We start from the raw sequence: 20753 nt of genomic DNA, 5'->3' as shown, positions 1-20753 counted from the left end.
GGGCGGCCCGGGTACCGCGCCCTACGCAGGCGCCAACCCGGTCAACGCCGCAACTCCGCGACCTTGTCCAGCCAACCCAGCTTGTGCGGGTTGCGGATCGCATAGATCCGGACGATCCGGCCGTCCTCGACCACCAGGCTCACCGCGGTCGGCGAGCCCCCGGCGTCGATCCGGGCGGCGGGCATCCCGTTGAACCAGGCTGTGGACACCACGAGGTCCGTGACCTTCGACGCCCGGGCCAGGAACGCCGCCACCCGCTCGGACCCGACGATGGGCTTCCGGGAGGCCGCCGCGAAGCCGCCGCCGTCGGCGATCACCACCACGTCCGGCGCGAGCACCTCCACCAACGCCTGCACGTCGCCGGTGGAGACCGCGGCCAGGAACTTCTCGACCGCCGCCTGCTGCTGGGCGCGGTCCACCTGCATCCGCGGCCGCCGCGCACCGACGTGTTCGCGGGCGCGGTGCGCGATCTGCCGGACCGCCGCCGGCGTCTTGCCCACCGCCTCGGCGATCTCCGGGAACGGCGTCTCGAACACCTCGTGCAGCACGAACACCGCCCGCTCGACCGGACCGAGAGTCTCGAGCACCGTGAGCATCGCGATCGAGACGTTCTCCGCGAGCTCGACGTCCTCGGCCACGTCGGGACTGGTGAGCAGCGGCTCGGGCAGCCACTCCCCGACGTACTCCTCCCGGCGGCGGGAGACCGACCGGAGCCGGTTCAGCGCCTGGCGGGTGACGATCCGGACCAGGTAGGCGCGCGGGTCACGGACCTCGGCCTGGTCCACCTCGGCCCACCGCAGCCAGGTCTCCTGCACGACGTCCTCGGCGTCGGCGGCGGAGCCGAGCATCTCGTAGGCGACGGTGAAGAGCAGGCTGCGGTGGGTGACGAACGGGTCGTCGGTCATGTCGTCGAGCGTAGTGCGAGGGGCTCGAGGCCACACGCGGCCGAGAAGCCCTGCGACTCGATGCCGAACGCGGTGTTGGTGCGGGTCATCAGGTTCGCCACCGCGACGAACGCGGTCAGCTCCACCAGCGCGGGCGCGCCGAGCTGCTCGAGCAGCCGCGCGGACATCCCGTCGGTCACCGTCGGCGGGGTCTGGGTCATCGCCTCGGCATACTCCATGACGTCACGCTCCAACGGCGTGAACACGTCCGACTCGCGCCAGCGCGGCACCTCCCGCGCCTTGGTCAGGTCGAGACCCTCGTTGCGGGCCTGGAAGTAGCCGAAGTCCAGGCAGAAGCTGCAGCCGACGAGGCTGGCCACCGCCATGTGTGCGAACGACTTCAGGTTCTGGTCGCACCGGTCCCACTTCTGCACCTTGCGGCCGACGGTGAAACTGAAGTTCAGCACCTTTCGGTTGTGCCAGGTCACCTCGACCGGCTCGGCCACCTCGCCGAGCATCTTGCGGGACATCCGCTTGACCACCGCGCCGTAGACGCCGGTCAACTCCGCCTTCGGAATTCGGGTAGTGCTCGTCATGATTCCTCCTCCGATTCGTTGCTCTCGGCATGAAGACACCGGCCACGAGTCGAATGTGACACCCGAAGGCCTCGATATTTCGCGCAGTCAGGTTTTCACGAGGCGGGAGGCCAGGCCCCCAGCTGCTCGAGGAGGGAGAACAGGCCGGCCACTCCCCAGTGCTCCACTATTTTCCCGCTCTCAGGGTGACTGCTGAAGCCAGTTGCCGTGAAAGCCCGCGGGGACGCGCTGAGGCAACCGCACCGTCGCCACGTCCTCGAGGGTCTGGGCGTCGAGAATCCGCAGGTCGGTGACCTCCTCGGCGAGGTCGGTCACGAACCCCATCACGACACCCTCGCCCTCCGGCGCAGCCGGAGAGGAGGGCACGAAGGTGAACTCACCTGCGGCAGAGCGCTTCCCGAAGTCGCGTTGAGCGACAACCCCGTCGACGGCATTCGTTCGCATCAGGCGGTGTTCACCGGACAGGTCGTCGGTGCCTCCCACCGCCCACCCGTGCCGGCACGCGCCGGTGGCGTGCCGCTCGTCGATCCGGGGGAACTCCATGTGCTCCTCGGCGAGACGGTCACGCCGGAGCGATCCGGTGCGCACGCCGATACGCCATCGTTCCAGCCTGGGCCGCCCCTCGGTCGGACCGAGCGGATCGGCATCGAAGACGCGCTCATGGACGACCAGGTCGATGTCGATGCTGCGATCGTCGTTGTGGGCATTCATCGGGTGGAATACGTAACAGGGCCGGTCGAGCTCTGTCCACCTCACGGCCGTCGCGTCATCCGAGTCCCGTCGCAGCACTCCCACACGCGCCGGGTAGTGCGGGTTCCATCGATACGGGAAGCGGCCGGCAGGCACCCTCGGCATTCGATTCATGGCCACAGGCGGAATTCGCACCCTGCCGACGACAGAACTCAACGCCAACCGGGCGAGCGGACGCAACGGCCGTGGCACACCGACATGCACTGCGGCACGTGGATCGAAGGTGACCGGCAGGTCGTACAGGACGACGTAGTCACGGGTCAGCGAGAACGCGTGCATCATCGGACTGCCCTGCACCGGAACTGACGTCTTGCGCCGAAGCCGTCCGTCAGGACCGATCACCGTGTACTGCACAGTGTTTCCGCGACCGAAGTGATACGAGACCGCATGCAACTCCCCGGTGACCGGATCCAGCACGGGGTGCCCGGTGTATCCACCGCGCACGGTTCCGTCGAAGTCACACACGTCGATCGTGTCGAGATCGGCCGACAGCTCTGCGCATGCGGCACCGCCCTCGACGAGGGCCAACGTTCGACCCGCGAACCCGATGACGTTCGTGTTCGCGGACGGGCCGTGCAGCGGCGCCCTGCCCCGCTCGTCGGGACTCGCCCGATGCAGCAGCCGCGACGTCACTTCCGAGTCGACCCACCGATTGCGGTACCAGACGGCGTCACCGTCTGACAGCCGAATGCCGTGGACCATCCCGTCGCCGGTGAACCAGTTGTACTCGTCGGGCGCGACGTCCGCGACGGGGTTGGGTCCGTTGCGGACGTACCGGCCGTCGAGCCACTCTGGGATCACCCCCCGGACGTCGAGGTCGTATTCGACCAGTTCCTTCCGCACCGGGGCGAACCGGTCCGCGACGAAGTTCCCCACAGGCATCCCCCTCGTAACGCCGGACGATTCTGTCGCCCGGGACGATTTTGTCCAGCGCTGGCCACCCTTGCAGATGCATCCGCGGTGTTGGGGCGAAATGCGGCGCCCGTTTCTGGGTCCTACCCGCCACGTCGCGGTCAAGGTTCGCAGACGCTGATGTCCCCCGGCTCCACGCATCAAGGGTTGGATGACGGATTCGGATCGAGCGGGCCGTACCGGGTCAGCCGGTCACCAGGGCCAGGTGACGGACGACGAGAAGAACGCGGGGAACAACGCACGCCAGAACGGCCAGTCCCACGGACGGTCGAACGGGTAGAAGCACATCGGGTCACAGATCATCACGGCCTCCGGATGGGCGGCCTCGCTGCCTCGTTCAGACTATTCCGAAGCCGGGCGAGCCGCCAGAAGCCGCGAGATCCCCACCGCCAGCACGAGGCCGACGGCCACGACACCGACGACGCCGAACACCGAGGGGGGCGCGTCGAAGTTCCGCCACCTCGTGACGGCGACTCCCACTCCCGCACTGAGCACGGCACCCACCGGAAGCAGCACGGCGAGCCACCGCACGGTCGACCTAGCGCGAGGATCACCGTAGTTGTGAAGGACCCGCCACACGAACAACAGCGCGCCCAGATATCCCAGGATCCCGGACGAGACATGGAGCAGGCGTTCGTACTGTCCCACATGGATCGCCGACAGTGGCGACAGCCCGGCGAGGAGCACCAGCAGAGGAAGGGTCATGCCGGCCGCGATGCCGACAACCGCTGCGGGAACCACCAACTCCAGTCGCAAGGCGCGGCCGCACATCCCACGCCGGTGCGCCCGCTCCCGAAGCATCTGCACGCTCTCCTCGCCCGGGAACGCGGTCATGCCGTGATCGTCGGGGTGCTGCTCGCGAAGTTCGGTCTCGAGTTCCGCGCGCAACACCCGTCGATCCGCCCCACGGACACCGGCACGTCGCCAGAGCGTGTCGGCCTGCCGGATGATCTCGGCCCGTTCGGTGCCGTCGGTGCGTACGACCGTGGTGTTCATGCGACGTCCGTTCTGCGACTGTCCGCTCTCCCGTGTCCCGGCCGACCAGGGTCACGCGAAGGAGTGCTCCCCCCAGAGCTGTTGCGCGGCAACCATACCTGGCGTTTCCATTCTTGGGGCAGCATCGCGCCGGCTCGTCGGCCGGGTCTGGCCTTCGCGGCCCCTGCCCGTCGACGACACGCACCACCACGACTCGCGGCCATCTGTTGACAACCAGCCCCCGCCGCTGCAATATCCATTTCACTATTGTCATAGTGAAATGGAGATTCGATGGTCGAGTTCCACATCAACCGTCGATCCGGCATCCCGGCGTACGTTCAGTTGGTCCTCCAGGTCAAACAGGCGCTGCGCCTCGGTGACCTGAATCCGGGCGACCGACTCCCGACCGCGAAAGAGGTGGTCGCGGCCGTCACGGTCAACCCCAACACCGTGCTCAAGGCGTACCGAGAGCTCGAGAACGACGGGCTCGTCCAGGCCCGGCCGGGCCTGGGCACCTTCGTGACCCAGTCCCTGATCAAGCCCGGCATGGCGGAACGGCAAGCGCTGCAGGACGAGCTGACCACCTGGGCTCGTCAGGCCGCGTCCGCGGGCCTGGACCGGTCGGACCTCGAGGCGTTGGTCGCGGCGGCACTGGACACCGAATTCGGCGAGGACACAGGAGAGTTCACATGAGTGAAGCGGCGGACAGCGCACTTTCCATGCGCGCGGTCGACAAGAGCTTCGGCAGCAAGCAGGCGCTACGGCAATGCTCGTTCGACATCGAACGCGGCAGCGTCACGGCCATCGTCGGCGCGAACGGGGCGGGAAAGTCGACACTGATGTCCCTCGCGGTGGGACTGCTCGAGGCCGACTCCGGGGAGGTGTCGGTGCTCGGTCGCAGTCCCGACCGGAACGGCATCTGCCCGGGACTGGCCTACGTGGCCCAGCACAAGCCGCTCTACAGCGGGTTCACCGTCACCGACATCCTGCGATTCGGCGCGAAGTCGAACGCCCAGTGGGACAACGCATATGCGCTGCGTCTGATCGACGAGGCGCAGATCCCGCCGTCGGCACGGGTGAAGACGCTGTCCCCCGGCCAGCGCACCCGCGTCGCGCTTGCCCTCGCACTCGGCCGCCGGCCGGAGGTGCTGCTCCTCGACGAGCCGTTGGCCGAACTGGACCCCGTCGCGCGCCGGTCCGTCGTGCGCGCCCTGATGACGGACGCGGCGGAGCGCGGGACCACCGTCGTGCTGTCCTCGCACGTGCTGTCCGAGGTCGCCGAGATCGCCGATCAGCTGCTGATCCTCGGCTCCGGCAGGGTCCGCCTGTCCGGGGCCGTCGACGAACTCCTCGGCGAGCACTACCTGCTCACCGGGCCGGCCGATCCCACGGCGCTGATCGGCACCGGCGCGATCGTCGAGTCCCAGCAGCGTGCCCACCTCGTGCGTGGACCGCGACCGGACCGGATCGACGGCTGGCGGGTGGACCCGCCGAACCTGGAGGACATCGTCCTCGCCTACCTGACCACCACTGACGAAGAGGCAGCATGATCTGGGTTACCTGGCGGCACCATCGAACGACGATCCTCGCCGCGGTCGGGTCCGTCCTGCTGCTCACGGTCGTGGCGGCGCTCTGCGGGCTGGTCGACCGGCGCTTCGACACCCCGACGCCGTACGGCACCTTCTTCGGATGCGGTGTGCCGGGCGGAGGTTCGAAACAGTGCTGGGCGGAGTCGGCACTGACGGCGATCAGCCTGATCACCGTGTTCCTGCCGGTCCTGCTGGGACTGCTGGTCGGCATCACGGTGTTCTCCCGCGACATCGAACGGGGCACGCATGTGCTGGGACTGTCCCAGTCCGTGAGCCGCGCCCGCTGGTACTGGACCCGGGTGCTGGTCGTGTTCGTCCCGGTCACCGCCGCCGTGACGGTCCTCGGTTCCGTGCTCGAGTGGACCCGGTCGGCGGGAATTTCGCCGAACCTCGCCGGCGGCGGCTACGGCTACGGCGGGTACTCGCCGCTGACCTTCCCGGTGTTCCAGTCGACCGGCCTCGTCGCCGGCGCCTACACATTCCTCGCGCTGATCCTGGGCAGTGCCGCTGCACTGTTGCTGCGCAACACAATCGGCGCGATGGTGGTGACGCTGGTCGCGCTGGCGGCGATACTCGTCGGTTTCCAGGTCGGTGCACGCCCGCACTACGCGACGGCCACCGTCGAGGCGCGGCCCCTCGATCTGTCGAACCAGTTCCTCGCCTATCCGCGAGACACCCCGAACCTGACGTCCTGGCTGCTGGATTCGGGCTACGTCGACGCCGGGGGCAGATCGGTGGCGATCGACTTCTCCCGGTGCGCGACCGTCGGGCCCGGTCCACGCTGGGAACAAAGTCCCGACGAGACCTTCGCCCAGTACGAGACCCGCCAGGCCGCCCTCGAGGTCGTGGCGCAACGCGAACAGGCCGACTGCGTCCGCGCACAGGGCGCGGACCGCTTCGAGATCAGGTTCCACCCCGACAGCCTGCTTCGGCGGTTCCAGCTGATCGAAGCGGCTCTGGCACTGGCACTCTCGGTCGTCCTGTTCGTCCCGTCGTTGTGGGCGCTGCGCAGACTTCGCCCCTGACGCGCACCGTGGGCGGTCTCGGCGGCACGGCGCCGAGTCGACACGCCACCGGTTTTGGGCGAGCATCGTCCGCACCAGTTGCAGGCAGGAGAACCGCATGCGCACCACCCGCATCACCACCAATCTTCGCGTGGCCGACGTCGACGCGGCGAAGTCCTTCTACACCGACTACCTCGGGCTGAGCACCGAGGAGTTCAACATGGGATGGGTCGCCCGCTACACCTCGCCCGAGACGGGGGTGCACGTCCAACTCGTGACGCGCGACGCCAGCGCCCCGGAGGACTCGGTCGTCTCGGTCCACACCGACGACGTCGACGGTGCGTACCGGGAAGCGCAGGAACTCGGCTACGAGATCGTGCACCCGCTGACGACGGAGCCCTGGGGCGTGCGACGGTTCTTCGTCCGGGCACCGGACGGCAACGTCCTCAACATCGTGAGCCACAAGGACTGAACCCGTGCCGGCGAGGCTCCGGGATCGCCCGCGCGCGGACTCCGCCCAAAATGCGGGTGAACAGCCGGTGACTTTGCGCGCGCACAGTTGAACGAACGTCCACATTCGGGTTTGCTCTTGTCAACGCCCGCCCCCTTTCGAGACGAACGAGGACACGATGACGGAGTACCACGGGATCGACCGACGCCGATTCCTGGCCGGTGCGGCGGCCGCAGGTGCCGCCGTCCCCCTCGCCGCGATGACGCCGGCACTCGCCGGCGCGACCGCGGCCACCGCCGACCCGGGCAAGTTTCCGTTCCCGACCGATTCCTCGCTGCGGGTCCTCCTCACCGGCGACGCGGGGACCGGCACCCCGGCGCAGTGGGCGGTGACCGACGCGATCCGCGACCTGCACGGCCGCGCTCCCCTGTCGATGGCGCTCGGTCTCGGCGACAACATCTACGAACTCGGCCCCAACGGCGACGACGACGTCCAGTTCAAGACGAAGTTCGAGGACCCGAACCACGGGCTCGACTTCCCGTGGGTGATGGCCCTCGGCAACCACGACAACAGCGCGATCTTCCCCGGCGACGGTGGTTGGCTGCTGCGCGGCGACGACGAGGTCGACTACCACCAGCGTTCCCGCAAGTGGTGGATGCCCAGCCGTTTCTACTCGGTGCGCGTGCCCGAGCAGAACCCGGTCGTCGAGTTCTTCGTCCTCGACCTCAACCCGCTCGCCGCCTACCTCCCGCCGCTGCTCGCCCCGTACTGGGCTCCCGACGGGCAGTTCATGAACGAGCAGCGCGCCTGGCTGGACGCGGCGCTGGCGTCGTCGACGGCGAAGTGGAAGATCGCGGTCACCCACCACCCGTACCTCAGCAACGGGTCCCACGGCGACGCCGGCAAGTACGACGGGATCCCGCTCGAGCCGATGAACGGCGTCCACGCGAAGCGGTTCTACGAGGACCACGTCGTCGGCCGATGCCAGTTCATCCTGTCCGGGCACGATCATTCGCTGCAGATCCTCGAGCCGACGACGGCCTCCAAGGGCACCCGGCAGATCGTGTCCGGGGCTGCCGGCAAGAACAGCCACGGCAAGGCCGGTGCCGAGGTCGGTCGCAACAACCTCTTCCAGAACCACACCGACGTCGGATTCATGGTGATGGACCTCGACCGGGATGCCGTCACCATCCGCGTGTACACCGTCGACATCCCCACCGCGAAGGCGACGATGGCGTTCGAGCGCCGGCTGGCCTGACCGGAACCGGCGACGCCGACGTGATCCTCGGCGCTCGTCACGCCACGCCGAGGACCCGTCCGGTGCGGTCGGCGTCCAGGTCGACGGCGTCGGGGTCGGAGTCGACTCCGCCCCCGACGCCCGGCATGAGCGCCAGCAGTGTCGGCGCCCAGCACTCGTGTCGGTCCGGGAAGCAGCCGGCCAGCAGATCGAGCATCACGGACGGGGCGATCGAGGCACCGGGTGACGCACCGAGCAGTCCGGCGATGGTCCCGTCGGCGCCGGTGACCAGCTCGGTCCCGAAGGTCAGGACGCCGATCTTGCGGGGGTGCGGTTTGATCAACTGGGCGCGTTGACCGGCCTGGACCAGCTCCCAGTCCGCCGGGTCGGCGCCGGGGTAGAAACGCCTCAGCTGTGCGAACTTCCGTTTCCGCGACGCCAGCAACTCACCGATCAGGTAGCGCACGAGCGGCAGGTTCTGCACGCCGACTGCGAGTAGCGGCGCGATGTTGTGCAGCCGGACGGTGGTGAACAGGTCTACGAGGCGGCCGCGCCGCAGGAGGCGGGTGCTGAAGGTGGCATAGGGGCCGAACATCAGCGCGGGGTTGCCCTCCACGACGCGCCTGTCGAGGTGGGGCACCGACATCGGCGGGGCACCGACGGAAGCCTGGCTGTAGACCTTCGCGTCGTGCCGCGTGACGACGTCGGGGTTGCCGGTGCGCAGGAACTGCGCGCCGAGGGGGAAGACCGCGTAGCCACGGACCTCCGGGACCCTGGCCTTCTGCAGGAGCTTGAGGGCGTACCCGCCCGCGCCGACGAAAACGAACCGGGACCTGATCCCGAAGTGGTCGCCGCAGTCGCGGTCGCGGCCCGTCACCGTCCACAGGCCGTCGGCTCCCCGGGAGAGCCCGGTGACCTCGTGTCGCAGGCGGACCTGCGCCCCGCGGGCCGTCATCGCGGCGGTCAGGGCGTGGGTCAGCGTGCCGAAGTCGACGTCGGTGCCGCCGGCGTACCGGGTCGCGGCCATCGGCTCGGTGCCGGCGCGGCCGTCCATGAGCAACGGTGCCCACCGGCGGATCGTCTCGGGATCCTCGGTGTACTCCATCGCCGAGAACAGCGGCGAGCGCCGCAGGGTGGCGAACCGGCGGCGCAGGTAGTCGACGTCGCGGTCGCCGAAGACGACGTCCATGTGCGGCGTCGGGCTGATGAACGATGCGGGCGTCGGCAGGTCACCGCCCTCGACGAGCGAGGCCCAGAACTGGCGCGAAAGGTGGAACTGACGGCCGATGTCCTCGGCCTTCGCCGAGTCGCCGGGGTCGGGCATGTAGTTGAGCTCGCACAACCCGGCGTGGCCGGTGCCGGCGTTGCTCCACGGACCCGAACTCTCGCCCGCGAGTTCGTCGAGGCGCTCGAGCATGACGATCGACCAGTCGGGCTGCAACCTGGCGAGCAGTGCTCCCAGCGTCGCAGACATGATGCCCCCGCCGACCAGGACGACGTCGACCACGTCGCGGTCGACACCTGTTCCCGCGCTTACCGATTCACTGTGGTCCATGGGATCGAACTCCTTGTCGCCGACGGTGGACCTCAGGGTGCTCCCCCACAACTCATCCGTCCAATGATCAAATCAAGGTCTTATGATCCGAATATGGATCGGTTCCTGTCGGACGAGGCCGCGGCCACGGTGCCGCTGCTCGCGGCCTTCGACGCCGCCGCCCGCGAGGGCCACATCACCCGCGCGGCGGGCGTGCTCGGCGTGCCGCAGTCCTCGCTGAGCCGGCGCCTCAAGGCGTTGGAACAAACGATCGGCGTGCCCCTGTTCCAGCAGGTCGGCCGCGGGGTCTCCCTCACCACCGCGGGCCGCGAACTCCACGAGCGCACCCGAGACATGGTGTGGGCACTCGACGACGCCGTGAGCGCGGTGCGCAGCAACGCCGACCCCGACAGCGGACTCGTGCGTTTCGGGTTTCCCCACACCCTCGGACCGGTGAGCGTCCCCTCGCTGCTCGCCGAGTTCCACCAGGATGCGCCGAAGATCCGACTGCACCTCGTGCAGGCACATGGCGAAGCGCTCGCCGGGATGGTGCGTGACGGCCGCCTCGATCTCGCGGTGATGATCCCGCCGCCCGACGACCTTCCCGTGACCGTCCTGGGACACCAGCGCCTCCTGCTCCACGTCGCCCGCACCCACCCGCTGGCCGGACGCACACAGGTGGACCTCGCGGAACTCGCACCGGAGCACTTCATCGCCAGTCCGCCGTCGTACCACCTTCGCCAGATACTCGACTCGTGTTGCACCGACGCAGGATTCACCCCGCACGTGACGTTCGAGATCAGCGACCTGGAGACGATCCGGGCCCTCGTCGGGCACGGCCTCGGCATCGCCGTGCTGCCGACCGCGGAAACCCCGCACCCCGATCTCGTGAGCGTCCCGCTATCCGGGGTGAGCGACCGGGCCATCGGACTCGCCACGGGCAATCACCTGGCGACCGCGGCCGTGGCACGGCTGCGCAGCCACATCGTCAGCCGAGCAAGCGAATTCATCGCAAACACCGCAGGGCCCGCCACCTGAGGATCAGTCGCGCGTGGCGGCACTCCCGAATTCGGTTGTGCGCGTAGGGTCCGGTTCGCACGATTTGTAACAACTCCGTGCGTCGACTCGATGGACGGGGTGCGCGGCGGACGCCTCCGTTCGCGCGGAAATCGGATCAAAAGGGGAGTGATCATGAGTAATCGACCGCTGCGCCGAATGGGCGCCACGGCACTCGCCACCATTGCGCTGGGGACCGCGATGGTGGCCGGAGGGGGCGCCGTCGCCAGCGCGGCGCCCGCGCCGCCGACGTCGACGAACATGACGTGCACGAGCGCGAATCCCCTCTTCTGGGCACCGTCGTTCACCTGGAACATCAACGCCGCGTCCGGGGAGTCGCTGCGTCCCGGCGGAGCCGCACTGGAGCCGGCCATCCTGCTCAGCGGCGGAAACGAACTGCCCGCGCCGCCTCCCGGCCTCCTGCCGAGCTTCGGCGTGAACTGGTACGGCACGCGGGTGCTGGTCGACTGGACCAACAAGACGACAGGTCAGTCCGGCCGCAGCGTCAGCGATGAGCCGGCCCTGCAGCAGAAGCCCGGGATCCCGATCAACCGGACCTGGACCGGAACCGGCGAGGTCGACTTCACCGTCACAGTCCAGACCGGCGGGGGATGGTGGTTCGTCAACCCGCAGAACGCCGTCTGCAAGGGAACGATCTCCGTGGTGCCCGGACGACCCTGATCGGCCCGGATCGCGCCGCGACGGCCGGGTGCTCAGCGGGGCGTGAGGTGCTGGCCCAGCAGGACCCCGAGCTGGGCCTTTGCATCGTCGAACGGCCGGCTCGACTCGAGCGCACGGGCCTGCACGATGGCGCCCTCGATCACCGACAACAGCAGCCCCGCCATCGAGCGCGCGGCCGCGGGCTCGATGCCGGCCGCGACCATGCCGTCGGCGAGCCGGGCGGTCCAGTCGGTGAACGCCTGCCCGGCGGCGGACTGCACCGCCGGGTCCAGCTCGTCCAGCGCGGCCGCCATCATGAACGAGCCCAGCCGGTACTCGCTGGACTCGAGCGGTTCGACCCAGAAAGCGAACAGCTCGTCGAGCCACTGCTCCACCGACGGCGCGCTCGCCAGCTTCTCCGCCATCACACTCAGGTGTGAATGAACCACCCTTGACACGATCCGGGTCGCGGTCTCCACGAGCTGACCCTTGCCCGACGGGAAGTGCTGATACAGCGAATTGCGTGACGCATTGCTGCGTTTGAGCAGCTCGCTCAGGCCAGCCGCGTTCACCCCGAGCTCCTGCACCATGGTGATGGTGCTCGACAGGAGTCGAGCTCGCGGTCGTGCCGTGGTCATGCAGGCCCCTTCCGACCTTGTGTGAACCGATTGGTTCATGTTAGATCTCAACAGTATGAACCGATCGGTTCACATGGAGAGGATCGCCGTGCCCGCCCGTATTGCCACCGCCAACCCCGTCACCCATGCGGCCCTGCTGGGTCTCGGGGTGTACCGGCCCCGCCGCGTCGTCCCCAACGCCGAGATCGTCGACCGCATCGACTCCACCGACGAGTGGATCCAGACCCGGTCCGGCATCAAGGCCCGCCGCTGGGCGGACGCCGACGAGTCCATCGTCTCGATGAGCGTCGCGGCCGCCAACGACGCGCTCGCCGCCGCAGGCCTCGCGGCCGAGCAGATCGACGCCGTCGTGCTCGCCACCTCGTCACAGATGGTGCTGGGACCGTCGGCCGGGGCGATTGTCGCCACCGAGCTCGGCATGCACGACACCGCGGCCTACGACATCTCCGCCGGTTGCGCGGGCTTCTGCTACGCGCTCGGCAACGCCGCGAGCCTCGTGCGCGCCGGGCAGGCCCGCCACGTGCTGGTGATCGGTGTGGAGCGGCTGTCCGACCTCCTCGACCCGAGCGACCGGACCTGCGCGTTCATCTTCGCCGACGGCGCCGGCGCGGTCGTCGTGGGTCCCTCCGAGGCCGAGGGCATCGGCCCGGTCGCGTGGGGCTCGGACGGCAGCCAGACCACCGCGATCAAGCAGGACAAGGACTTCAAGCAGTACTTCGCCGAGGTCGAGGCCGTCGAGGCGGGCGGCGACGCCCCGGAGCGGCCCTACATCCGGATGAACGGCCAGGCGGTGTTCCGGTGGGCGGTGACCTTCCTGGAGAAGGCGTGCCGCGACGCCCTGGAGAAGTCCGGCGTCACGGTGGACGACCTGGACGCCTTCGTGCCGCACCAGGCCAACAGCCGCATCACCGACGCACTGATCCGGACGCTGGGACTGCCCGACGACGTCGCGGTCGCCCGCGACATCGTCGAAACCGGCAACACCAGCGCGGCGTCGATCCCGATGGCCATGGAGCAGCTCATCCGGTCCGGCGACGCCAAGCCCGGCGACACCGCGTTGCTGCTCGGCTTCGGCGCCGGACTGGCCTACGCCGGACAGGTCGTCCAGCTCCCCGTGATCGCGTGAGCCACCGGGCCTGACGGGCCCACTGTCATCGCGCGGAGCCCACCACCCGCGATCCGGCCGGCGCTACTCGTCGGCCGGATCGGCGATGGCACGGGTCGGGACCCGAGCCCGGCGGCAGCCCGTCCGGACGTCCCGTTTCATCCGGTGCCCAACCAGTCGAGCAGGTTGTCGGTGAGCAGTTCGCCGTCGACGGCGAGGTCCCCGCCGATCGCACCGAGGTCGAGCAGGCGGACGCTGCGCCGGTCCCGCCCGTGGTGCCGCATGAAGAGGCCGCGTCCACCACTGTCGTCGCCGACCAGCATCCAGTCGGGTGCGTACCGTCGCACCTCGAACGTCTCGTTGCGCTCCTGGATCTGGTGCGGTCCGTACAGGAGCACCCCGTCATCGCGCAGGACGCCTGGCGTCGAACGCCACAGCGCGGCGATCGTCGGGTTCGGGCCGTCCCGGAGCCCGCGGGCGAGGGCGTCCTGCACCGCGAGGAATCCCGCGAAGGTCTCCGCGACGGGGTACTCGGCCCCGTCGAACCGGTCGCGGCGCACCACGGGCCACTCGCCGTCGGCGCCGCGCCGATCGAGCGCGAAGTGGTGCTCGTCGCCGTCCTCCTCCGTGTGGAAGCACAGCCGGGTCCCCGCCGACCGCCACGCGGCGGTGATCGCCTCGTCGGACTCCTCGGCGGACTCCACCGGCGCCGCCGTCGCAATGGGTGCACCGCCGAGCCACCCGGCTCCGTACTCGCCGAGCCACCACCGGTAGGACGGGGGCAGCGGACCGAGGCGGGTCTGCGCATTCTCGATCCTGTCCCGCGACGCCGGCCCGGCCGGGCGTTTCGCCAACCCGGGCGATGCATCGAGCAGGGAACGCAGCTGTTCGAGATCCGGTCTCACCGGGGCAGCCTATCCGGGGCGTCCGTGCCCTCCACTACGGTCGGACGGGTGGACTGGGCGAGCGTGGAAGCGGCCGTACGGGATCAGATCGTGGCGTTCGTGCGCCGGATGCGCGCGGAGTACGTCGACGACCGGATCTACGGCGCCGCCGTCCACGAGTTCTGCGCCCAGGCCGGCGGCGTGATCGCGTGGCCGATGATCGGGGTCGCCAGCGAGGAGTCCCTCGCGTCGGTCGCGACCGACCGCCACGATGCCGACGCGTTGCGATGGAGCCCGGCGGACTGGCCTTGGCAGCTCGACCCGGGCGAGGCGGAGGACCGCTTGGCCGAGCGCGTCGAGGCAGCCGCGACGGCCGATGACGGCGAGCGCTGGCATGCCGTCCACCACCGGTTCGAGCGCACGGTCGCCAAGGCCTGCAAGGCGGCGCGCCGCACACTGATCGACGAGGGGGTCGTCGGCCGGGAGTTCGTCGCGGTGGCCATGGACGAGGCGTGGGAGCTGATTCCGCTGAGCCTGACCAAGACCCAGGTGCGCAGGCACTTCCCCGAACTCGACGAGGAGCAGCGGGCGCTGGACCGGCTCGCCGCGCTGCCGCCCGACCTGAGGGTGGTCGAGTTGATCGCGATCGCCGACTCCCCCGTCCACGCGCCTCCCGGTACCGAACGCGCACGCGCCTGGCTCCGTGAGCTGGGAACCGACGCGGTGTCCGCGATACTGGAACATCTTCCGGTGGCCCGCGAGAAGTGGTTGTGGGCGAAGCTGCTCGGCGAACTCGGCATCCCCACAACGGAAGTGGTCGCAGCACTGGATGCGATTGTGGGCAACCGTCGACTGGGGGAACCCGATCGAGCCTGGGCAGCGGCGGCGCTCTCCCGTCTCGGTCGGATGGATCTGGTGACGGCCCGGCTCGATCGGCTGCCCCGGGAGGTCGCCGTCCGCGGGCTCACCGCCCCGTACACCTCCTTCCGAGACGTCGGCGTCCACCAGCCGTTGGACTACGGCCCGTTGGAGGCTGCGCTGACCGAGCATCCCGCGCTGCACGACGCGGTGTGCGATCGGCTGTCTCCCGGCAGCGGGTACTGCACGATCGACACGGACGAGGCCGAGGCCGCGTTCGTGGGACTCGCTTCGCCCTGGGCCGCGGTGCGGCGGCACGGCGTGTTCGTGCTGACGGACACGGCGCTCACCCCGAACCTGCAAGAGCGGTACGACGCCGAGCTGCGCCGCCTGGCCACGGATCCGGATGCCCTCGTCCGCGATGCCGTCGCAATGGCCGGCGATCGCGGTCCAGCCGTGCGTTGAGCCACGGCTCTGGTGGAGCCCGGCCGACTGCGACAACACTCACGCACACCAGCCGGGCCGCCGTCGTAGTCGGTCAGCCCCGGCGCGGACGGCGCAACCGGAGCCGGCTGTAGGTGACGACTGCGAGCACGCAACTGATGAGCACCAGCATGGCGATGCTGAGCAGCCACCACGATGCGGTGTGCTGCCACAGCGTGTCCGGCTCGGTGCCGGTGGCATTCGTGACCAGGTCCACCGTCGAGGCCGCGGCCGAGAACCCCCAGCGGGACGGGAAGAGCCACGCGAACTGTTCGAGTACGGCGCGACCGGTGATCGTGATCAACCCTCCGCACATCACCAGCTGCGCCATGATCGTGACCACCAGCATCGGCAGTACCTGCTCGTTCGAGCGCGCCACCGACGACAACGCCAATCCGACCAGCACGCAGGAGCAGGTGGTGACGGCGATGTCCACGATCAGTTCGACGGAGCCGGAGGGGATCATGCTGCCGTGACCAGGGAAACCCTTGCCCACGAAGACGATCAGCACCATGATCACCGACTGCACGATCGCGGCGGCGCAGAACACGACGATCTTCGCCGTCAGGTAGGCGGACGGCAGCAGCCCGGCGGCACGTTCGCGCTGATAGACCATGCGCTCTCCGACCAGGTCGCGGATGGTCAGTGAACAGCCCATGAAGGCGGCACCGAGAATCAGCACCACCAGGATCTGGGTGAGTTCACCGGATACGTCGGCACCCGACGGACCGAACCCGGTGTCGCCCGGCACGAGCAAGGCCAGCCCGCCGAGCACGAAGGGCAGAAGTGACAGGAAGACCAGGTAGCCCCGGTCGGCGCGGATCAGCCGAACCTGGCGGCGGGCGACGGTGCTCAACTGCCTGCGCCGCGACGTGTGCGCGGGACTGCCGAGCGGCCCCGGCGAGCTCGGTGGTGGCGCCTCCACCACCGGGCGGGTGGCGCGGTACTCGGCGAACACCCCGTCGGGGTCGGAGGCGACACGGGCGAAGATGTCGGCCCAGTCGGTGCTGCCGAGCGCGGCCCCCACCCGGTCCGGCGGTCCCACGTAGGCGGTCTTGCCACCCGGCGCGAGCAGCAGAACCTGATCGCACATCTCGAGGTACGACAGCGAGTGCGTGACGATGACGACGACGCGGCCCGAATCGGCGAGGCTGCGCAACGTCGCCATGATCTGCCGGTCGAGCGCGGGGTCGAGACCCGAGGTCGGTTCGTCGAGGATGAGTAGTGACGGCCCCGTCAGCAACTCCAGCGCGACGGATGCGCGTTTGCGCTGTCCGCCGGACAGGCGGTCGACCCTGGTGGCGACGTGTTCGGACAGCTGCAGTTCGTCGAGCACAGTCGCGATCACCTCCTCACGGTCGGCCCGGCTCGTGTCCGGCGGCAGCCTCAGTTCCGCGGCATAGCCGAGCGCCTGCCCGATGGTCAGCTGCCGGTGCACGACGTCGTCCTGGGGGACCATCCCGATCCGAGAACGCAGGACCTGGTATTCGACGTGCACGCTGCGGCCCTCGAACTCGACCACGCCGTCCGTGGGTCTTTCCGAACCGGAGATGATGGTGGCCACTGTGGTCTTTCCCGCGCCGGAGGGACCGATCACTGCGGTGAGACTCCCCGGCTGGGCGGTGAAGGTGACGTCCTCGAGCAGCCGCCGCCCGCCTTCGATGGTGAGTCCGACGCCGTCCACACGCAGACCGCCGGCGGTCGGGGGTATCGCCTGCCGTCGAACGAGTCGGCCTTCCTGCACGCTGAAATCGGTGTTGCCGATCGTGACGACGTCACCGTCGGTCAGCTGCGCGCGCGACACCCGGGCACCGTCGACGAACGTTCCGTTGACGCTCCCCAGGTCGTCGATCTCGAGGCCGGACGGCACGTTGTGGACGATGGCGTGATGGCGTGAGGCCAGCACGTCTCGGACGACGATGTCGCTGTCGGGCGACCGTCCCACCGTGAGGGATCCCGCCGGGACCGCCTCGTGCGGTGTCGGGGGCGCGGGCGGGGCGCTCGAGGCCCCTACCTCGATCGTCGACTCGTCCCATCGACCGCCCACGTCCTGTCGCGTCGCATCGGGATCTTCGATCGAGATCCGCACGACGGGCCCCTCGACCGCGTCGCCCAGGCGGACCAGGACGTGGCTGGTGACGGGGACCTTTTCTCGGCGCTCGCCGTCGACGTAGATACCGTTCTTGCTGCCGGAGTCGACGAGCTGCCATCCGTCGTTCCACCTGAGCAGTGCATGCTCGCGCGACACCACCGGATCGACGATCGTGATCTCCAATTGCGGATCCCGGCCGATGCGTACGGCCTTGCCCGCGCCGTAGCTTGCGCGGCCGTGTTCGGTCTCGACCACGACCCGCGGGTGCTCTCGATTCGCCCGGTCGTCCATCGCCACTGCCTCCGGTCAGCATCATCGGCTGTAGAGCGTCGACCCCTCCATGGTCGCACGCACGCCAGAGCGCCGACTCCCCCTCGGTCTCCGGTGGGCCGCCGGACTACGGCCCGGTGGAGGCGGCGCTCGCCGAACACCCCGCCCTGCGCGGCGCGGTGTGCGATCGCCCGGCTCCCGGCAGCGGGTACTGCACGATCGTCACTGGCGACGGACCCGGACGCCCTCGTCCGCGATGCCGTGGCCGTGGCCTCGGCCCGGTGACGTTCGCGGGCGCAGGCTCACACCACCGGACCTTGCCACAGGCGCACCGTTCCCGAAGGCCAGTCACAGCTCGCGCACAATCCGTCGATGCCACCGACGAGACGAGCGTCCGAACCCAGACCGGCCGGCGGATCGAGCTGCCTCCAGGATCCCAGATCCGCTGCGCCGGAAACGAAAATCTGATTCTCGTCGTCGCCGACGCACACGACGAGTCGATCCTCGGAACCAACCGCCCAGTGGAAGGGCACGAACTCCTCGATGCCGGAATCGATGTCCTCGGAACGTATCGACACGAACGAATCCGAGTCCACGATCGACCGCACGCGCATGACATCCGACTCGTGCGTCAGCGTCACGATCGAATCGAACCGGCCGACGTCGAGAACGACCTCTTCGTCGTACACGATCGGATCGAGATCGTTGCCGAGCCGCATCGGGTCGATCCAGTAGACCGCACAGCCGTCCTGCCCTGCGCCGACAGAGAGCCCGAGATGCCCTCTGGGGGTGCGGTAAACGAATGAACCTCCCGCGGTCAGCTCGGTGAGTTCAACGGATGCCACCATCTCTCCGGCACGGACAAGACACCAGCGATCACTGTCGTGACCCGGCTCGGTGAACGCGAGCGTCTCGCTGACCGAATCCCAATACGCGGAACCGGTTCCCCACTCCGGCCAACCGTCGTGGACGTGCTCCCACACGATCGATCCGTCCGGCCTGCGCAGCTGCGCCCGGTCCCGAAGGCTGACCGCCGCGTAGTCGAGTGCGTCGGACACCGTCGAAGCACCGCATCCTTCGAATGCTGCCGAAAGCAGCGACCGACCGAAAGTCGAATCGAACACCTCCACCCCTTCGGGCGACGATACGAGCCAGCCGGCCGGATGCGAGGTGACCGTGCTCCGCTCCGGCATCATCAACGCGGCGCCCACAGGCGTCAGGAATCCGTTCGACATGGGCGCAGCCTACAAACACTCGAACCCGGCGCCTGCCCCCGACGGTGGTTGTCGTAGCGGCGAAGTCGACGGGTTCGCCACTCGGCCCGGCCGAGCTCAGCTCAGCGCCCTGAGGCTTTCCAACCTGTTCAGGATCGGCGCCCTCCATGCCTCGAGATCCTCCGGACCGTTCTCGGCCCACAGCTCGTGGAGCTCCGAGGTGTCGCTGTCGGCGATTGCGCGCTCGAGCGTCGTGAGGATCCGCGCGCGCTGCGCCGGGGCCAGGGATTCGGTGTACGCGGCGGCGTCGATGCCGTCGAGCTGCGGGGGCGCAGGCCGGAGTCCGTGGGCCACCGCGACGACCTCCGCGAGCGCGACCGCTGCCTGCGCGTCGTCTGCCTCGAGGTACTCCTCGCCGACGTGCGCAAGGTAGTCGTCGATGTCGGGATCACCGGCCCGGAGCGCCGCGAGCAGGTCGCCCGCCCCGTCGTTTTCGAACGGTCCGTAACCCCAGGTCCCCATGCCCCGCACCTCCCGATCCGCGGGCCGCTCAGCCCGTCGTGCCGACTCTACGATCGACCACCGACAATCCGCACAGGCGGGCGGCGCTCAGCCAGGGCCGTACTGCTTCAGTACGGTGTCGGCCCCCCGAGGGACGAGAAGGTTCACTTTGCGTTTGGTCGGGCCTAGACTCGGACGCGATCGGCTACTCGACCAGCCAAAGCTTCTGCGCGAATCCGACGATGGGCGATGCGATGGAGCAAACAAGACGCGGCCCACGGAGCACACCGTGAGCGCCGAAGTCCCCCTCCCCGAACAACCCAGCCCGGCCGCATTCGATGCGCTGTACCGCGGCGACTTCGAGACCTTCCGGCGCGCCGCGCCGCCATCCGACACCGCTCGGTACACCGAGTTCCAGTTCGACCGCGTGCCGTGGGACATCGGCGAAGCCCAGCCGGTGGTCCGCGGTCTGGAGGCCGACGGCCAGATCGCCAGCGAAGTCCTCGACATCGGCTGCGGGCCCGGCGAAAACGCAATCTTCCTCGCCGGCCGCGGATACCAGGTGTGCGGACTCGACGCCGCACCCGCGGCCATCGCCATCGCCCGCGAACGCGCCCGGCAGCGCGGGCTCGGAGGGGCCGTCGTCTTCGACGTCGCCGACGCCACCACCCTGACCGACTACACCGACCGGTTCACGACCGTCGTCGACAGCGCGCTCTACCACTGCTTCCCCGAGGACCAGCGCCACGGCTACGTCGCGGCCCTGCACCGTGCCGCCCGCCCGCACGCCCGCCTGCACGTGCTGTGTTTCTCCGACCGGGTCCCCGACGAGTTCCCCGGACCCTTCCGAATCAGCGAGGACAACCTCCGTGGCACGCTCGCCGACGCGGGCTGGGTGGTCCGACGGCTCGAGGCCGCCACCTACACCACCGCGTTCACCCGAGCCGACCTGGCGCAGCAGCCCACGTCGGCGCTGGCGGCCGTCGCCTCCGGACTCGGCTTCGACTCCTCCGACCGCCTCCTCGCCCCGGCCTGGCTGGCCACCGCCGAACGTTCTTGA

Annotated in this window: 20 protein-coding genes; 10 read left to right on the top strand and 10 right to left on the bottom strand. The window is 69.2% G+C overall.

Annotated elements, in window-relative coordinates; genetic code table 11:
• Positions 1-41: 41 nt before the first annotated feature.
• The 4 genes from AC1DU4_RS02595 to AC1DU4_RS02580 form a co-directional block, all read right to left on the bottom strand.
• Positions 42-905, bottom strand: coding sequence for an RNA polymerase sigma-70 factor (locus tag AC1DU4_RS02595; protein ID WP_477837542.1), 864 nt, complete (start codon positions 903-905; stop codon positions 42-44).
• Positions 902-1480 (bottom strand): carboxymuconolactone decarboxylase family protein, encoded by a 579-nt coding sequence (locus AC1DU4_RS02590; protein ID WP_477837541.1) that lies wholly within the window; start codon positions 1478-1480, stop codon positions 902-904. The genes AC1DU4_RS02595 and AC1DU4_RS02590 overlap by 4 nt, the downstream gene beginning before the upstream one ends.
• A gap of 180 nt (positions 1481-1660) precedes the next feature.
• Positions 1661-3112, bottom strand: a complete 1452-nt coding sequence (locus tag AC1DU4_RS02585; RefSeq protein ID WP_477837540.1) for a carotenoid oxygenase family protein — start codon at positions 3110-3112, stop codon at positions 1661-1663.
• 372 nt (positions 3113-3484) lie between these two features.
• Positions 3485-4138 carry a hypothetical protein gene (locus tag AC1DU4_RS02580; RefSeq protein WP_477837539.1) on the bottom strand — a complete coding sequence of 218 codons (654 nt, stop codon included), beginning with the start codon at positions 4136-4138 and terminating at the stop codon, positions 3485-3487.
• Positions 4139-4408: 270 nt separating this feature from the next.
• On the opposite strand from AC1DU4_RS02580, the gene AC1DU4_RS02575 reads away from it, so the two are divergent.
• From AC1DU4_RS02575 to AC1DU4_RS02555, 5 genes are all read left to right on the top strand, one after another.
• Positions 4409-4810, top strand: a complete 402-nt coding sequence (locus tag AC1DU4_RS02575) for a GntR family transcriptional regulator (RefSeq protein ID WP_072846814.1) — start codon at positions 4409-4411, stop codon at positions 4808-4810.
• The gene (locus tag AC1DU4_RS02570) at positions 4807-5667 is read left to right on the top strand and encodes an ABC transporter ATP-binding protein (protein WP_477837538.1); all 861 of its coding nucleotides are present in this window, start codon (positions 4807-4809) and stop codon (positions 5665-5667) included. The genes AC1DU4_RS02575 and AC1DU4_RS02570 overlap by 4 nt, the downstream gene beginning before the upstream one ends.
• Positions 5664-6731: an ABC transporter permease gene (locus AC1DU4_RS02565; protein ID WP_477837537.1), complete on the top strand. Its 1068-nt coding sequence runs from the start codon at positions 5664-5666 to the stop codon at positions 6729-6731. The genes AC1DU4_RS02570 and AC1DU4_RS02565 overlap by 4 nt, the downstream gene beginning before the upstream one ends.
• Before the next feature lie 97 nt (positions 6732-6828).
• Positions 6829-7182 (top strand): glyoxalase superfamily protein, encoded by a 354-nt coding sequence (locus AC1DU4_RS02560; RefSeq protein ID WP_477837536.1) that lies wholly within the window; start codon positions 6829-6831, stop codon positions 7180-7182.
• Between the two features lie 157 nt (positions 7183-7339).
• Positions 7340-8419: a metallophosphoesterase gene (locus AC1DU4_RS02555; RefSeq protein ID WP_477837535.1), complete on the top strand. Its 1080-nt coding sequence runs from the start codon at positions 7340-7342 to the stop codon at positions 8417-8419.
• Positions 8420-8456: 37 nt separating this feature from the next.
• Here AC1DU4_RS02555 and mqo read toward each other — a convergent pair whose 3' ends face one another.
• Positions 8457-9953, bottom strand: coding sequence for a malate dehydrogenase (quinone) (gene mqo / locus AC1DU4_RS02550; RefSeq protein WP_477837534.1), 1497 nt, complete (start codon positions 9951-9953; stop codon positions 8457-8459).
• A gap of 93 nt (positions 9954-10046) precedes the next feature.
• On the opposite strand from mqo, the gene AC1DU4_RS02545 reads away from it, so the two are divergent.
• A complete protein-coding gene (locus tag AC1DU4_RS02545; RefSeq protein ID WP_477837533.1) occupies positions 10047-10970 on the top strand; it encodes a LysR family transcriptional regulator in 924 nt (307 codons plus the stop codon).
• 153 nt (positions 10971-11123) lie between these two features.
• Positions 11124-11669 (top strand): hypothetical protein, encoded by a 546-nt coding sequence (locus AC1DU4_RS02540; protein WP_072843501.1) that lies wholly within the window; start codon positions 11124-11126, stop codon positions 11667-11669.
• A 32-nt stretch (positions 11670-11701) separates the two neighbouring features.
• Here AC1DU4_RS02540 and AC1DU4_RS02535 read toward each other — a convergent pair whose 3' ends face one another.
• Positions 11702-12286, bottom strand: a complete 585-nt coding sequence (locus AC1DU4_RS02535; RefSeq protein WP_477837532.1) for a TetR/AcrR family transcriptional regulator — start codon at positions 12284-12286, stop codon at positions 11702-11704.
• Between the two features lie 88 nt (positions 12287-12374).
• Between AC1DU4_RS02535 and AC1DU4_RS02530 the strand changes: the two genes are divergently transcribed.
• Positions 12375-13412, top strand: a complete 1038-nt coding sequence (locus tag AC1DU4_RS02530; RefSeq protein ID WP_477837531.1) for a beta-ketoacyl-ACP synthase III — start codon at positions 12375-12377, stop codon at positions 13410-13412.
• 137 nt (positions 13413-13549) lie between these two features.
• Here AC1DU4_RS02530 and AC1DU4_RS02525 read toward each other — a convergent pair whose 3' ends face one another.
• Entirely contained in the window at positions 13550-14296 is a 747-nt protein-coding gene (locus tag AC1DU4_RS02525; protein ID WP_477837530.1) for an SMI1/KNR4 family protein, read from the bottom strand.
• 48 nt (positions 14297-14344) lie between these two features.
• Between AC1DU4_RS02525 and AC1DU4_RS02520 the strand changes: the two genes are divergently transcribed.
• The gene (locus AC1DU4_RS02520; RefSeq protein WP_477837529.1) at positions 14345-15598 is read left to right on the top strand and encodes a DUF4303 domain-containing protein; all 1254 of its coding nucleotides are present in this window, start codon (positions 14345-14347) and stop codon (positions 15596-15598) included.
• A 73-nt stretch (positions 15599-15671) separates the two neighbouring features.
• Here AC1DU4_RS02520 and AC1DU4_RS02515 read toward each other — a convergent pair whose 3' ends face one another.
• The 3 genes from AC1DU4_RS02515 to AC1DU4_RS02505 form a co-directional block, all read right to left on the bottom strand.
• Positions 15672-17999, bottom strand: coding sequence for an FHA domain-containing protein (locus tag AC1DU4_RS02515; RefSeq protein WP_477837528.1), 2328 nt, complete (start codon positions 17997-17999; stop codon positions 15672-15674).
• 281 nt (positions 18000-18280) lie between these two features.
• Entirely contained in the window at positions 18281-19213 is a 933-nt protein-coding gene (locus AC1DU4_RS02510; protein WP_477837527.1) for a hypothetical protein, read from the bottom strand.
• Positions 19214-19309: 96 nt separating this feature from the next.
• Entirely contained in the window at positions 19310-19714 is a 405-nt protein-coding gene (locus AC1DU4_RS02505; protein WP_477837526.1) for a DUF4259 domain-containing protein, read from the bottom strand.
• Positions 19715-19982: 268 nt separating this feature from the next.
• Between AC1DU4_RS02505 and AC1DU4_RS02500 the strand changes: the two genes are divergently transcribed.
• A complete protein-coding gene (locus AC1DU4_RS02500) occupies positions 19983-20753 on the top strand; it encodes an SAM-dependent methyltransferase (RefSeq protein ID WP_477837525.1) in 771 nt (256 codons plus the stop codon).

The sequence above is a fragment of the Rhodococcus sp. P4_F5 genome (assembly GCF_056401315.1).
The sequence above is the reverse complement of the archived record's forward strand: the minus strand, read 5'-3'. Positions and strand labels throughout refer to the sequence as shown.

What these genes read in the sequence shown, in the direction of transcription:
- AC1DU4_RS02595 (WP_477837542.1), bottom strand. Translation starts at nt 905, where the DNA reads ATGACCGACGACCCGTTCGTCACCCACCGCAGCCTGCTCTTCACCGTC.
- AC1DU4_RS02590 (WP_477837541.1), bottom strand. Translation starts at nt 1,480, where the DNA reads ATGACGAGCACTACCCGAATTCCGAAGGCGGAGTTGACCGGCGTCTAC.
- AC1DU4_RS02585 (WP_477837540.1), bottom strand. Translation starts at nt 3,112, where the DNA reads ATGCCTGTGGGGAACTTCGTCGCGGACCGGTTCGCCCCGGTGCGGAAG.
- AC1DU4_RS02580 (WP_477837539.1), bottom strand. Translation starts at nt 4,138, where the DNA reads ATGAACACCACGGTCGTACGCACCGACGGCACCGAACGGGCCGAGATC.
- AC1DU4_RS02575 (WP_072846814.1), top strand. Translation starts at nt 4,409, where the DNA reads ATGGTCGAGTTCCACATCAACCGTCGATCCGGCATCCCGGCGTACGTT.
- AC1DU4_RS02570 (WP_477837538.1), top strand. Translation starts at nt 4,807, where the DNA reads ATGAGTGAAGCGGCGGACAGCGCACTTTCCATGCGCGCGGTCGACAAG.
- AC1DU4_RS02565 (WP_477837537.1), top strand. Translation starts at nt 5,664, where the DNA reads ATGATCTGGGTTACCTGGCGGCACCATCGAACGACGATCCTCGCCGCG.
- AC1DU4_RS02560 (WP_477837536.1), top strand. Translation starts at nt 6,829, where the DNA reads ATGCGCACCACCCGCATCACCACCAATCTTCGCGTGGCCGACGTCGAC.
- AC1DU4_RS02555 (WP_477837535.1), top strand. Translation starts at nt 7,340, where the DNA reads ATGACGGAGTACCACGGGATCGACCGACGCCGATTCCTGGCCGGTGCG.
- mqo (WP_477837534.1), bottom strand. Translation starts at nt 9,953, where the DNA reads ATGGACCACAGTGAATCGGTAAGCGCGGGAACAGGTGTCGACCGCGAC.
- AC1DU4_RS02545 (WP_477837533.1), top strand. Translation starts at nt 10,047, where the DNA reads ATGGATCGGTTCCTGTCGGACGAGGCCGCGGCCACGGTGCCGCTGCTC.
- AC1DU4_RS02540 (WP_072843501.1), top strand. Translation starts at nt 11,124, where the DNA reads ATGAGTAATCGACCGCTGCGCCGAATGGGCGCCACGGCACTCGCCACC.
- AC1DU4_RS02535 (WP_477837532.1), bottom strand. Translation starts at nt 12,286, where the DNA reads ATGACCACGGCACGACCGCGAGCTCGACTCCTGTCGAGCACCATCACC.
- AC1DU4_RS02515 (WP_477837528.1), bottom strand. Translation starts at nt 17,999, where the DNA reads ATGGACGACCGGGCGAATCGAGAGCACCCGCGGGTCGTGGTCGAGACC.
- AC1DU4_RS02510 (WP_477837527.1), bottom strand. Translation starts at nt 19,213, where the DNA reads ATGTCGAACGGATTCCTGACGCCTGTGGGCGCCGCGTTGATGATGCCG.
- AC1DU4_RS02505 (WP_477837526.1), bottom strand. Translation starts at nt 19,714, where the DNA reads ATGGGGACCTGGGGTTACGGACCGTTCGAAAACGACGGGGCGGGCGAC.